Raw genomic sequence first — 13,025 nt, forward strand, 5'->3', positions numbered from 1 at the left:
GTTTGCCCCGCGGACGACAGCCCGGGGCGCGAAGACAAGGGCCGCGCACGGGCCCCATGTCGCGTTGCTGCGCAACGCGAACGGGAACATGGACGCGGCCCGCCCGCCGTCTGAGGGACGAACGAACATCTCAGTTCCCCAGGCGTTCGAGGATGGCCGGCACATGCACCTGGTCGCCCTTGTAGTTGCCGGTCAGCGCGTACATGACCAGGTTCACGCCGAACCGGTAGGCCAGGATGCGCTGCCGCGCGCCGCCGGGGATGGTGGCGTAGGGGTTCTGACCGCGCGCATCCATGGCCCAGGCTGCCGCCCAGTCGTGCCCGCCGATGATCACAGGGCTCACGCTGTCATTCGCGCGGTCCTGGTCGCGCGCCACCCAGACCTGCCCGCCGGCGAAGCGCCCGGGCAGGTCCTGCAGCAAATAGAAGGCGCGCTTCAGCACGTGGTCCTCGGCCACCGGTGCCAGCGGCGGCACCGCGAGGTCCCGCGTCACGCGCCGCAGCGCGGCACGCCCGCCGGGGTTCATGCCCTCGCCCGAGCCTTCATCGCGCGTGTCTAGCAGGATGATCCCGCCATTGCGCATGAAGGTGTTGAGCGCGGCCGCCGCGGCGGCGTCGGGCTGCGCCGCTTCCGCCAGCACCGGCCAGTAGATCAGCGGATACAATGACAGGTCGTCGCGCCCCGGCACGACGGCATGCGGTTCGGCCAGCGCGGCCGCGGTGCGGCGGTTCACGAAATCCGACAGGCCCGCCAGGCCGAGGCGCGAGATCTCGTCGACCTGCGTATCGCCGGTGACGATGTAGGCGAGGCGCGTCGCGGTGGCGGCTGCGCCCTCGGGTTCGGGCGCCTGGGCATGGGCGGGCAGCGCGAGGGCCGCCGCCAGCAGCAGTGCCGCCATGCCCGTGCGACGCGACCATTGCGGCCCGACCAGCCCGCGCTGCACCAGGGAGATCACCAGGTCCGCCGCCAGCAGCAGCAGCGCCAGCGCCAGCAGCCAGGGCCCGAGGTCGCGTTCGCCGGGCACGCCGCCGATCGTGTCGGCGCGCGCACCGGGCGGCGGCGCGGCAGCGGCGCGCGGCGGCGGCAGGTGCGCCGAGAGGTTCAGGGCGCGGCGCCAGGCGGCGTCCTCCGCCTGCCCCGGCGTGCCGTACCAGCCTGGCGGATGGCGTGGCGAGGCCACTGTCTCCTCCACTCGGTTCGCCGGAATGGGCGCGGCCGCCGGCGGCGCCGGACCCAGCCGGCCGAAGCCGTCCAGGATTTCCAACGGGGCCAGCGGCGCCTCGCCCTCTGCCCCCTGCACGCCGGCGGACAGCGCGACCATCCGCCGCAGCATGTCCACGAACAGGCCGGACAGCGGCAGGTTCGACCATTCGGCATTGGCCGTGACATGGAACAGCACGATCCGCCCGCGCCCGCGCGCGACGCTGGTCACCAGCGGCGTGCCATCGGACAGCCGCGCCCAGGAGCGTTCGGTCAGGCGCGGCGAGGGTTCCGCCAGGACCTGGCGTTCCACCGTGACCTCGGCCGGGGGCACCAGGCCGGCGAAGGGCGATCCCTCCGGGAAGGGAGCGAGCGACTGCGGCCGGTCCCAGGACAGCGCGCCGCCCAATTGCCGTTCACCGGCACGCAGCGCCACCGGCAGCAGCGGGTCCGGGCGTTCGGCCAGGCGCGGCCCGGCGAAGCGCACCAGCAGCCCGCCTTCCTCGACCCAGCGGGTGAGCGCGGCGCGCTCGCGGCCCTCGGGCACCTCGCGGTCGGCCAGCACCATGACCGCGAGGCGGCGGCCCAGCAGCGCTTCGGGCGTGCCGCGCCGGATCTCGGCGTAAGGCGCCAGCGCGCGCTCCAGGTAGAACAGGTCGCCGGTCAACGGCGCATCCGCGCTGGTCTCGATGGCGGCGGAGAGCCCCACCGGGCGGCGGCGGAAGCGTTCGTCCAGGAGCACGGTGCCGGCCGCCCCGGCCTCGGGCTCGAGGTCGAGCCGCACCACCTGGTTGCGGATTTCGATCGGCAGGTCGAGCGACGCGTCCGCACTGGTCGCGCCAGCCGGGAAGGCCAGCACGGCGGAAGCGATGGCGCGCCCATCGCTGGTGCGCGCCAGCACCGTGGCCTCGGTCGGCCCGGCGGCGGGAGTCTGCAGCGCACGCACCACCAGGCGGTCGGCCTCGGCACGCGGCGGGGGCAGGATGCGTGCGGGGCGGCCCTCGGCACGGGCCAGGGTGAGCGGCCCGGCCTCGGCCAGCGCAGCCCCGAAGGCGCCGGCGGCGTCGCCCTGCGGGGCGTGTTCCACGCCGTCGGCGATCCAGAGCGTCGCGATGCCCCCCGGATTTGCCGCGCGGAAGGCCACGAAGGCGGCCAGCGCGGCCGCGTGGTCTGACGGCCAGGGCCGCGGCCGCAGCGCGGCGATCCGCGCGCGGGCTTCTTCGGCCGGCATCAGCGCTGTGGCGGCGATCGGCTCACCACTCGCTGGCGGCGCGGTCGAGAGCAGCGCCACGCGCCGGCCCTCGCGCCCCGCGGCCTCCAGCGCCGCCACGGCCGATGCGGCGCGCGCCGGCCAATCCGGCGCGGCCGCCCAGCCATCATCGATCGCGACCAGCAGCGGACCCGTCCCGCCACCGCCCGCCTGCGGCTGCCAGACCGGCCGCGCCAGCCCGATGATGAGCAGCGCCGCCGCCACCAGGCGCAGCAGCAGAAGCCACCACGGCGTGCGATGCGGCGTCTCCTCGGTCGGCGGCAGGTCCTGCAGCAGGCGCAGCGCCGGGAAGGTCTGCGTCTTCGGCGCCGGCGGGCTCACGCGCAGCAGCCACCACAGCACCGGCAAAGCCGGCAGCGCCAGCAACAGCCACGGCGCCGCGAAGGCGAGGGGACCGACCTGCCACATCAGCCGGGCGCCAGCCGGCGATGCAGCGCCAGCAACGCCGCTTCCGGCGGCTGGTCCGTGCGATGCGTCGCGAAGGACCAGCCAGACGCCGCGGCCAGCGCCTGCAACCCATCCCGGTGCCGTGCGAGCCGTTCCTCGTACAGGGCGCGCACGCCCTCGACCCGCGGCACCAGAGCGTGCTCCGCATTGCCGGGGCCTTCGAAACGGACACGGCCGGTGAAGGGCAGGGTTTCCTCCGCAGGGTCGAGCACCTGCACCAGATGGCCCCGGATGGACCGCGATGCCAGCGCGGCCACGCGATTGCGCGTCTGGTCCAACGGCGCCAGGAAATCACTGAACAGCACCACGCGCGCATGGCGCGGAATGCGGCCATCATCGGCGTGTTCCGCCTGGCGCGGCAGGTTCTGCGCCAGCGCGTTCAACGCCCCGCGCCCGCTGAAGGCGCGCGGCAGGCCGAACAGGCGCACCCGTTCCCCACCCCGGAACAGCAGCGCCGCCAGCGCCAGCAGCAGCAACTCGGCCCGCACCCGCTTGGCCGGCAAATCCTTGTGGCTGCGCCAGTCCATGCCGGCACCACCCTGGCACCAGACCGCGACCGTCTGCGCGGCCTCCCACTCCGTCTCGCGCACGAACAACCGATCGGACTTGGCGGACTGACGCCAATCGACCCGCGCCGCGGCGTCGCCAGGCGTGTACGGCCGGAACTGCCAGAAGGCATCGCCCTGCCCGGGCCGCCGACGCCCGTGCACACCCTGCATGACGGTGGCGGCGACACGCTCGGCCTGCACGACCAGCGGCGGCAGCGCCGCGCCGAGGGCCTCGGCCCAGGGGACGGTGACGGAGGTGCTCATGGTGCGGTCGCCTGGGGAGGGCTCTGCCCTCCCCAGACCCCACCCGCCAAGGGCTTAAGGCCCTTGGAACCCTCGATTTGATCGGGGGATTTGGGGAGGGGCATGGCACGCCCCGCGCGCTGGGCATCACCGACGATGCCCCTCCCCAGATCCCCCGATTCAAACCCCACGGTCCAGGGGGCCGTAGCCCCCTGGCGGGGAGAGGTTTGGAGAGGGGCAGAGCCCCTCTCCAAGGCGCCACACATGCGCACTTACGCCACGCTCTCCTTGAGTGCGTCGATGACCTCGCGCAGGTGGATGCCGTCCGCGCGGGCCGCGAAGGTCAGGGCCATGCGGTGGCGCAGCACCGGTTCGGCCAGCGCCAGCACGTCGTCCACGCTTGGGGCCAGGCGCCCGTCGAGCAGGGCGCGGGCGCGGGTGGCGAGCATCAGGGCTTGTGCCGCGCGTGGGCCGGGGCCCCAGGCGAGGTGTTGGCGCACGCTGTCCAGCGTGGTGGTTTCGGGGCGGGCGCCGCGGACCAGTTTCAGGATGGCGTCGAGCACCTGTTCGCCGACCGGGATGCGGCGGATCAGCGCCTGGGCGGCGATCAGTTCCGCGCCGGTCATGGCCTGGACGGGCCGCGCTTCCTTGGCACCGGTGGTGGCCAGCAGCATGGCGCGCTCTGCGGCTTCGTCGGGGTAGCCGACCTCGATTTCCAGCAGGAAGCGGTCGAGCTGCGCCTCGGGCAGCGGGTAGGTCCCTTCCTGTTCGATCGGGTTCTGGGTGGCGAGCACGTGGAAGGGCGTGGGCAGGGCGTGGATCTCGCCGCCGATCGCCACGCGATGTTCCTGCATGGCCTGCAGCAGCGCGGATTGGGTGCGCGGCGAGGCGCGGTTGATCTCGTCCGCCATCAGCAGCTGGCAGAAGATCGGGCCCTTGATGAAGCGGAAGGCGCGTTTTCCGTGCGCGTCCTCCTCCAGCACCTCGGAGCCCAGGATATCGGCGGGCATCAGGTCCGGCGTGAACTGCACGCGGCGCGGGTCGAGCCCCAGCACGGTGCCGAGCGTGTCCACCAGCTTGGTCTTGCCCAGCCCCGGCACGCCCACCAGCAGCACGTGCCCGCCCGAGAGCAGCGTGATGAGCACGCGTTCCACCACCAGGTCCTGGCCGAAGATGACGCGGCCGACGGCTTCCCGCACCCGGGCCAGGCGGGTGCCTAGCGCCTCGACCTCGGCGACCAAGGCGGCGGGATCCTGTGCGTCGGCCACTTCACTCATGCGGGTCCGGCTCCCTATATGACGGTAGCGGAGGCGCACCGGCCGGTGCACCCCCTGGTGGAATTAGCTCGCATCGGCCACGCTGAGTGCAAGGGCGACGGAATGCAATGATGCTGCAGGACACGCAGACGCCCCAGGCGATGCAAAAACCGGGCTGCGGCGGGCCGCCGGCCGGAGCGCTGTTGGCGCGTGCCAGGATGGAGTGCGGAAACTACGCGATCCGCATCGCCCGCGACGGGACCTGGCTCTACAAGGGCAGCCCGATCAACCGGAAGCCGCTGGTCTGCCTGTTCGCCTCGGTGCTCAAGCGCGGGGAGGATGGCGACTATTGGCTCGAGACGCCGGCCGAGCGCGGGCGGATCGAGGTCGAGGACGCGCCCTTCATGGCGGTCGAGTTGTTCTGGCGCGATTGTGACTGCGGCTGCGCAAAACCGCAGCAGTGCCTGACCTTCCGCACCAACCTCGATGAGATGGTCACGGCCGGGCCCAACCACCCGATTCGCGTGCACCTCGATCCGCGTTCGCGCGAACCGCGGCCGTATATCCTGGTGCGTCCGGGGCTCGAGGCGCGCATCAGCCGCGCGGTCTTCTACGAACTGGTGGCGCTGGCGCAGCCCGAGACGGTGGAGGGGCGCGAGGTGCTGGGCGTCTGGAGCGAGGGCGTGTTCTTCCCGATCGACGAGGCCCCGGCGCTGGACCTGGCGGCGGAGTGAGCGCGGCGGCGCTGCGACTCGACGCAGCCTGGCTCCGCGCGCGCCTGGCGGACCCGGACCGCCTGCCGCGCGACCGCCCGTCGCCCGAGGATGATTTCGCCCGCGCCGCGCGCGCCGGCGGCCAGGTGGTCGCCGCGGCAGTGCTGGTGCCGCTGGTGCTGCATCCGGAACCCACCATCCTGCTGACGCTGCGCTCGGCGCGGCTCAAATCCCATGCCGGCCAGGTCTCGTTTCCCGGCGGGCGGATGGAACCGGGCGAGACGCCCGAACAGACCGCGCTGCGCGAGGCGCAGGAGGAGGTCGGGCTCGACCCGGGACTGCCGCAACTACTCGGCCGGTTGCCGACGCTGCTGACCGGCACCGGGTATTGCGTGACGCCGGTGGTTGCGCTGCTGCGCCCGCCTTTGGACCTGCGGCACGATCCGGGCGAGGTGGAGGAAGCCTTCGAATATCCCCTGGCTCAGCTGCTCGACCCCGCGGCGCCGGAACGCCGCGCGCAGGAGTTCCGCGGGCGCCTGCGCGAGTTCTGGGTCTGGCCGCATGACCGCCACTATATCTGGGGGGCGACCGCCTCGATGCTGGTGACGCTGGCGTCGGTGCTGCGCGATCAGCCGTAGAGCCACGCCCCCACCTGCCAATACAGCGGCAGCCCCAGCAGCAGGTTGAACGGGAAGGTCACCCCGAGCGACGCCGTCAGGTAGATGCCCGGGCTCGCCTCCGGCAGCGCCGCGCGGCAGGCGGCCGGCGCGTCGATATAGGACGCGCTGGCGCAGATCGCCCCGAGCACGAAGGCGCCGCCCTGGCTCAGTCCGATCGCGTGCCCCGCGACCACGCCCACCACGCCCCAGACGATGGGCGAGGCGATGGCGAAGACCGTGAGAAACCGTCCGACCGTCGCGAAGTCCCGTACCTGGCGTGCCGCGGTCATGCCCATCTCGAGCAGGAAGATCATCAGCACACCGCGAAACAGGCCCTCGTAGACCGGGCTGATCTGGTGCCACTGCGCATCGGTGGACACCGCGCCGATCAGCATCCCGCCCGACAGCAGCAGGATGCCCCGCCCGCGCAGCGTGTCCGTCGCCAATTGCCCGAGCGACATTCCCCCCTTCGCCCGGCCCATCGAGACGCGCGCGAGGAGCAGGGAGACGATGACGCCCCATTCCATCAGGGCGACGACGGCGGTCATGTATCCCTCGGCCGGCTTGTCCATGGCGCGGGCGAAGGCGATCGCGGCGAAGAAGGTGACCGAGGAGACGGACCCATAATGCGCCGCGACGGCCGCCGCGTTCTGCGCGTCGAACCCCGCCAGGCGCCGCAGCACCAGGAAGGTCGCGACCGGGATGGCGACGGTCAGCGCCGCCGCCAGGCCGAACAGCGGCGCGACCTCAGCGACCGAAACCTGCGCCAGTTCCCGCCCACCTGTCAGCCCGATCGAGAACAGCAGGTAGATCGAGATCAGCTTCAGGACTGGGTCCGGGAGTTCCAGTTCGGATCGGATGAACCCCGCCACGGCACCGAGCGCGAAGGCCAGCACGATGGGCGAGAGCAGGTTGGTGAGCAGAAGGTCGAAGCCCGGCATGGCGCGATCGGTCCCGTTGCGTGTCGGGGCGGTTCTGCCGAAGCGCAAACATGAGGAGAAATGAGTTTTCGTGCCGGTTCTTATAAGAAATAGCTATGAAAGACCGGTCGCGCGCGCGATTCCCTGTTCGACCGCGCGCGCCAGCGCCTCGGCCGCGGGCGGCGCGCCGGGGCGCAGCAGCAGGCAGATCACCGTCTCCTCCAGCGCCGGCAACCCGGCACGGACAGGCAGGGTCGCGAGGCCCGGCGGCACCAGCGTGCGCGGCAGCACCGTGATGCCGAGCCCCGCGCGCACCGCCGCCGCCGCGCCGGCCAGGCTGGGGCTGGTATAGACCACGTCGAAGCCGCGCCCGGCGGCCGCCAGTGCCTCGGTCGCGCGTTCGCGGTACACGCAGGGGGCGGGGCTGAGCACCAGCCGCAGCGGCGCGTCGCGCGCCGGCGGGCGGGCGCCTTCCGCGGCCACCCAGACCAGCGCCTCCCGCCAGACCGGCCGTGCGCCCGGGTGCAGCCGGCCCGGCGCCTGCTTGATGACGGCCAGGTCGTAGGCCGCCGCCTCGACCCCCTCGATCAGCCGGCGCGTCAATTCGCAGGCGGTCGAAAGGTGTACCGCCGGGTGGGTTTCCACGAAGCGGGCCAGGATGCCGGGCAGGAAGGCGGTGGCGAAGTCCTCGGGGCTGCCGAAGCGGACCTCGCCGGCGGCATCGAGCCCGGAGAGGCGTTCCGCCGCCTGGCCGACCAGGCCCAGGATCTCGCGCGCCATCGGCAGCAGCGCCTCGCCCTCGGGCGTGAGCGCCACGCGGCGGCGGTCGCGCGCCAGCAGCCGCGCACCGAAGGCATCCTCGAGCCGGCGCAGCTGCAACGTGACGGCCGGCTGCGTGCGGCCGAGCCGTTCCGCGGTGCGCGTGAAGGACCGGGTTTCGGCCAGCAGCACGAAGGCGCGCAGCAGGGCGGTATCGATGTCGGGGGCGCGGCGGGTCACGGGGCATCATCGCACCGGCCGGCGGGGCTGGCACGGCCTGGCCGCCGCGCCGTGGCACGATTCACACCCGTCGCGGGACGCGGCGGACAGCGATACCCCTTTCGTCGCCGGGGCGCTGGCGGCTACAAGCCACGACCGCGCCTGGCGCAAAGAACATTACGGGAGACACCATGGCCACCAGCATTGCCGCCGAGCGCCGCCTGCTTGGCGACGACTTCGCCCTGATCGCGAATAGCCATCATCCGGCCCTCGCGGCGCTGTCGGCGGAGGACGCGGTGGCCCTTGCACGCCTGCTGCGCGAACAGCGCGACCGCCTGCGCGGCATGGTGCACAGCAACCGCCGCGCGCGCCGCGGCAAGGGCGAACCGCGCGCGGCCGCGAGCCACGACCCGGCGCTGCTGCGCCGCAAGCAGGTGTTCGCCGCCGCGCTGAAGCGCGTGAATGCCCGGATCGAGGCCCTGCACGGCGAGGCGCGGCGCGCCTTCCATGCCGCCGCCCTGAAGGAGGCCCTGGCCCGCAAGCAGGCGGCGCGGCGCCACCACCCGGGTGCCGGCGCCTCCGCCGCAGCGGGCATGCGCGCCAAGGCCAGCGGCAAGCGGCGTACGCGCATGGACCCCCGCAACATCGGCAGCATCTCCCAGGCCGGGAAGAACGCGCAGGCGCGCCGCGACGGCTGACCGACCGGCCGCGCACGCGCCGTCCGGCGCATCCTGACGCGCGGCACCGGTCCGTCCCTCCATCCGGCCATCCTCGTCCGTATCCGGGGATAGCTGGCCGGATGTGGCGCTCGCCGGTGCCGTCATCTTCGATCGGTCGGTAGCCCGGCGGTGGCTATCGCGGGGCTACGCGGACCCACCGCGCTGCCGCTGGCCTTCGCGCACAGGGCGCGATATCCCGGTGGGAACACCAATCCGGGAGCCACCGTCCATGACCACCCGCCGCACCATCCTTGCCGCCACTGCCGGCCTGCTCGCCGCGCCCGCCGTCCAGGCCCAGGGCGAATGGCCGAACCGCACCGTGCGGGTGATCGTCCCCTGGCCGCCCGGCGGGTCGACCGACGTGCTGGTGCGCATCTATTGCGAGCTGTTGCAGGGGGCGCTGGGCCAGACCTTCGTGGTCGAAAACCGTGCCGGCGCCGGCGGCAACATCGGCATCGACGCCACCGCCAAAGCCGCGCCGGACGGCTACACCATGGGCATCGCGTCGGTCGGTCACCTGGTGATCAACCGCTTCCTGTATGCCCGCCTGCCCTATGACCCGACGCGCGACCTGATGCCGGTGGGTGTGGCGTGGGACCTGCCCAACGTCGCGGTGGTGTCCTCGCAGCACAACCCGTCGCGCACGCTGGCGGATTTCGTGGCCTGGGCGAAGGCGAAGCGCGGCGGCTTCACCTATGGCTCGCCCGGCGTGGGCACCACGGGGCATCTTTCGGGTGGGCTGTTCGCCGGGCGCATCGGCGCCGAGGGCACGCACGTGCCCTTCCGCGGCGCGGCGCAGATCATCCCGGCGATGCTGTCGGGCGACCTCGACTTCGCGCTCGACAACCTGGCGTCCTACGTGCCGGTCATCACCGAGGGGCGGATGCGCGCGCTGGCGGTGACCTCCGCCGAACGCTGGCCGACCCTGCCGGACCTGCCCACCATGGCGGAGGCCGGCGTGCCGAATTTCGTGGTGTCCTCCTGGCAGGGCTTCGTGTTCCCGACCGGTACGCCGCCGGCGGTGATCCAGCGGGTGAATGGCGCGCTGCGCAGCATCGTGGCGGAACAGTCGCTGAAGGACCGGTTCCTGCGCGTCGGCGCGCTGGCGGTGTGGTCCTCGCCCGAGGAGATGGTGGCGCGCGCTGCTTCCGAGGCCGCGATGTGGCAGGAAGCGGTGCGGATTTCCGGCGCGCGGGTCGAATAGACGTGCGGGGGACGACACCTCCCCCGAACCCCCGCCCGCCTTCTGCCCGATTGAGCTCGACGCCAACGGACAGAAAAAGGAGGGGGTTTGGGGGAGTTCTCTCCCCCAACCTTCCTTTGCGCGCCATATAGCCCCGATGCTTGCCCGCGACCTTTCAGTGCCCGGTGCCCGCCGCTCGGCCTGGCTGAATTCCCTGTTCGTCGACCATGCGCTGCTGCGCCTGGGTTGGCGCAACTGGGGCGTGGTTGAAAGCGGCCACCTGTACCGGTCGAACCACCCCACGCCCTGGCAGCTGGAACAGGCGGTGCGCCGGTACGGCATCCGCACCGTGATCAACCTGCGCGGCCATCGCGAGGCCTGCGGGTCGGATGCGCTGGGCCGCCAGGCGGCGGCGGCGCTGGGGCTTGAGCATATCGACGCACCGCTGGAATCGCGCGGCGCGCCGCACAAGGACCGCGTGCTGCGCCTGGCCGGCATCTTTGCGCGTATGAACGGACCCGCGCTGATCCACTGCAAGTCGGGCGCGGACCGCACGGGGCTTGCGGCCGGGATCTGGCTGCTGACGCGCGGCGGCACGGTGGACCAGGCGCTGGATCAGCTCTCGCTGCGCTTCGGGCATGTGGCGGCGGCGCGCACCGGCATCCTCGATGCGTTCTTCCGGTCCTATGCCGCCTTCACGAAGCGGCAAGGCGGCAAGCCCTTCCTGGATTGGGTGCGGGAGGATTACTCGGAAGACGCGCTGCGGGCGTCGTTCAGGAGCACCCCCTGGGCCGACCGGCTGGTGGATGGCGTGCTCCGGCGCGAGTAGGCGCCGCGCGACATGTCAGGCGCTTCTGGACGCTGCGCATCGTTTCCCGCGCGGCTGAGCGCCGCGTTTCGATTCGGGCGCCGCTGACCGCCGCGACTCGAATCAGGCGCGGCTGATCGCCGCGCATCGATTCAGGCGCGGCTGATCGCCGCGACGTCCCCGCGCACCAGCGCCGGGATGGCGCGCGCCACGCGATCGGCCGGCCAGTCCCACCACGCGATCTCGAGCAGGCGTTCCACCGTCCCGGCATCGAAACGCCGATGCGCCAGCCGCGCCGGATTGCCGGCCACCACGCCATAGGGCGGCACATCGTCGGTCACCACCGCGCGCGCGCCCACCACGGCGCCGTGGCCGATGGTGACACCCGGCAGCACCAGGCATTCCGTGCCCAGCCAGACATCGTGCCCCACCGTGATGTCGCCGCCGCCGCGCCAGGGGTAGTCGGTCAGCGGAAGTGCATCGGCGAAGGCGCCGCCCATGATCGCGAAGGGATATGTGGATGGCCCCGCCATGGCGTGGTTGGCCGCCGGCATCAGGAAGGTGGCGCGATGCGCGATGGCGCAGTAGCGCCCGATCGTGAGCTGCCCGATGCCGAAATTGTAGCGCACGCAGAGTTCGAGGAACCGCCGGGGGTCCTCGTGGTCGTGGTAGTAGGAATAGTCGCCCGCGGTGACGTTCGTGACCTGCGGGCTGAGAGCGAGGAGCGGGCGCAGGAAAGCGGTGCGCGTGGTGCCCGCGATCGGATACAGCGTGTCGGGACTGGGCGGTGTGCTCATGCGGGGCTCCGGGGCACCAGGCGCAGATACAGCGGCAGGATCGCCAGCGCGACGGCCAGGAAAACGACCCCCGCCAGCAGCGGTGCCGCCGGCACGCCGGTGATGTCGCGCGCCAGGCCCGCCAGCGGCGGCAGCAGCGCCAGCGCACCGTAGAAGATGGTGTAGTGCACGCCCATGCCGAAGGCGCGCGAGGGCGGCGACAGCGCCCGCCCGACCATGGCCATGACCAGGCTCGCGGGCGGGCCCGCCAGCAGCCCGAACAGGCCGAGGAACAGCCAGGCGTTCAGCCCCGCCACCACCGCCGCCAGGCAGGCGGCCATGCCCAGCATGCACGCCACCACCGTCGCGACCGGACGGCCGAGCCGTTCCGCCACCGCGCCGCCCATCGGCAGCAGCGGAAGGATGGCGAAGCCGACCAGCGAGGTGGCCGCGCCCGCCTGGTCCGCGCCCCAGCCGCGCGCCACCAGGAAGGCCGGCGCAAAGCCGAGCGCGACCACGAAGGCGGCGTTGTAGAAGGCCCAGATGCTCGCCGCCGAGAGGAGCGGCGCCCATTCCCCGCGCAGCAGTCCGCCCGCGCGCGCCGGCGCCGCGCCGGCCCCCTGCCCGCGCGGCAGTGCGAACCACAGCGGCAGGAAGGAGGCCGCGCAGATGGCTGCCGACAGCCACAGTCCCGCCCGCCAATCGGTGCCCAGCAGCGGCAGGACGACCAGCGCGATGCCGATCCCACAGGGCCATGCCATCAGCATCAGGCCCAGCGCCGGCGCCAGCGCGGCGCCCGAGAAGCGGTCCAGCACCATCTTCGCACAGGCGATCGCGAGCAGCGCGCCGCCCATGCCCGAGACCAGCCGCCCCGCCATCGCCACGCCGAAGCCGCCGGCCAGCGCGAGCACCATGCCGCCCAGCGCCATCAGTGCGACCCCCGCCAGCAGCACGCCGCGGTCGCCCAGGCGCGCCATCACCCAGCCGGCCGGCAGCGCGACCAGGATGCCGGCCAGCGAATAGGCGCCGATCAGTGTGCCCAGTTCGGTCCAGTCGGCCGCCAGCGTGCCGATCAGCAGCGGGCCCAGCGCGCCCACCACCTGGAACTGCGCGCCCATCGCGGCGCGCGAGGCGGCGAGGATGGCGAGTTCGGCCCAGCGGTTCGGCGCGCCGCGGATCATCGACGCCGCCGCCACGCTGCCTGACACCGATCGAGACGGCGCGGTGCGGCGCATCCTGGAGTGCCGCCCCCGCCCAAGTCGCCACCCGGCCACCCATCCACGAAGTTGTCGTCGCGCGCGTGGC

At 72.9% G+C, this 13,025-nt stretch carries 12 protein-coding genes; 5 read left to right on the forward strand and 7 right to left on the reverse strand.

Going from position 1 to position 13,025, the window contains the following annotated elements; genetic code table 11:
* Positions 1 to 130 precede the first annotated feature (130 nt).
* The 3 genes from MWM08_RS01250 to MWM08_RS01260 all read right to left on the reverse strand — a co-directional run bounded on the left by MWM08_RS01250 (position 131) and on the right by MWM08_RS01260 (position 4,985).
* Entirely contained in the window at positions 131 to 2,878 is a 2,748-nt protein-coding gene (locus tag MWM08_RS01250; RefSeq protein ID WP_244457660.1) for a DUF4159 domain-containing protein, read from the reverse strand.
* On the reverse strand, positions 2,878 to 3,729 hold the full coding sequence (locus tag MWM08_RS01255; RefSeq protein ID WP_244457661.1) for a DUF58 domain-containing protein: 852 nt from the start codon (positions 3,727 to 3,729) through the stop codon (positions 2,878 to 2,880). The genes MWM08_RS01250 and MWM08_RS01255 overlap by 1 nt, the downstream gene beginning before the upstream one ends.
* A gap of 251 nt (positions 3,730 to 3,980) precedes the next feature.
* Entirely contained in the window at positions 3,981 to 4,985 is a 1,005-nt protein-coding gene (locus MWM08_RS01260) for an AAA family ATPase (RefSeq protein ID WP_244457662.1), read from the reverse strand.
* 182 nt (positions 4,986 to 5,167) lie between these two features.
* Here MWM08_RS01260 and MWM08_RS01265 point away from each other — a divergent pair, with 182 nt between their 5' ends.
* A complete protein-coding gene (locus MWM08_RS01265; RefSeq protein WP_341482849.1) occupies positions 5,168 to 5,698 on the forward strand; it encodes a DUF1285 domain-containing protein in 531 nt (176 codons plus the stop codon).
* Entirely contained in the window at positions 5,695 to 6,315 is a 621-nt protein-coding gene (locus MWM08_RS01270; RefSeq protein ID WP_244457663.1) for a CoA pyrophosphatase, read from the forward strand. Before MWM08_RS01265 ends, MWM08_RS01270 begins: the two co-directional genes overlap by 4 nt.
* On the opposite strand, the gene MWM08_RS01275 is transcribed toward MWM08_RS01270, so the two are convergent.
* Positions 6,306 to 7,277: a sodium-dependent bicarbonate transport family permease gene (locus tag MWM08_RS01275; RefSeq protein WP_244457664.1), complete on the reverse strand. Its 972-nt coding sequence runs from the start codon at positions 7,275 to 7,277 to the stop codon at positions 6,306 to 6,308. The two genes, MWM08_RS01270 and MWM08_RS01275, sit on opposite strands and share 10 nt — an antisense overlap.
* A gap of 93 nt (positions 7,278 to 7,370) precedes the next feature.
* Positions 7,371 to 8,255 carry a LysR family transcriptional regulator gene (locus MWM08_RS01280; protein WP_244457665.1) on the reverse strand — a complete coding sequence of 295 codons (885 nt, stop codon included), beginning with the start codon at positions 8,253 to 8,255 and terminating at the stop codon, positions 7,371 to 7,373.
* 170 nt (positions 8,256 to 8,425) lie between these two features.
* On the opposite strand from MWM08_RS01280, the gene MWM08_RS01285 reads away from it, so the two are divergent.
* The 3 genes from MWM08_RS01285 (at position 8,426) to MWM08_RS01295 (ending at position 10,965) form a co-directional block, all read left to right on the forward strand.
* Positions 8,426 to 8,932 (forward strand): hypothetical protein, encoded by a 507-nt coding sequence (locus tag MWM08_RS01285; RefSeq protein WP_244457666.1) that lies wholly within the window; start codon positions 8,426 to 8,428, stop codon positions 8,930 to 8,932.
* 250 nt (positions 8,933 to 9,182) lie between these two features.
* Positions 9,183 to 10,157 carry a Bug family tripartite tricarboxylate transporter substrate binding protein gene (locus MWM08_RS01290; protein WP_244457667.1) on the forward strand — a complete coding sequence of 325 codons (975 nt, stop codon included), beginning with the start codon at positions 9,183 to 9,185 and terminating at the stop codon, positions 10,155 to 10,157.
* Between the two features lie 136 nt (positions 10,158 to 10,293).
* Positions 10,294 to 10,965 carry a dual specificity protein phosphatase family protein gene (locus MWM08_RS01295; RefSeq protein ID WP_244457668.1) on the forward strand — a complete coding sequence of 224 codons (672 nt, stop codon included), beginning with the start codon at positions 10,294 to 10,296 and terminating at the stop codon, positions 10,963 to 10,965.
* A 131-nt stretch (positions 10,966 to 11,096) separates the two neighbouring features.
* Here MWM08_RS01295 and MWM08_RS01300 read toward each other — a convergent pair whose 3' ends face one another.
* Complete coding sequence (locus MWM08_RS01300; RefSeq protein WP_244457669.1) at positions 11,097 to 11,741, reverse strand: CatB-related O-acetyltransferase; 645 nt, start codon at positions 11,739 to 11,741, stop codon at positions 11,097 to 11,099.
* Positions 11,738 to 12,955, reverse strand: coding sequence for an MFS transporter (locus tag MWM08_RS01305; RefSeq protein ID WP_244457670.1), 1,218 nt, complete (start codon positions 12,953 to 12,955; stop codon positions 11,738 to 11,740). The genes MWM08_RS01300 and MWM08_RS01305 overlap by 4 nt, the downstream gene beginning before the upstream one ends.
* Positions 12,956 to 13,025: the final 70 nt, after the last annotated feature.

It is taken from the genome of Roseomonas fluvialis, assembly GCF_022846615.1.
Lineage (GTDB): Bacteria > Pseudomonadota > Alphaproteobacteria > Acetobacterales > Acetobacteraceae > Neoroseomonas > Neoroseomonas fluvialis.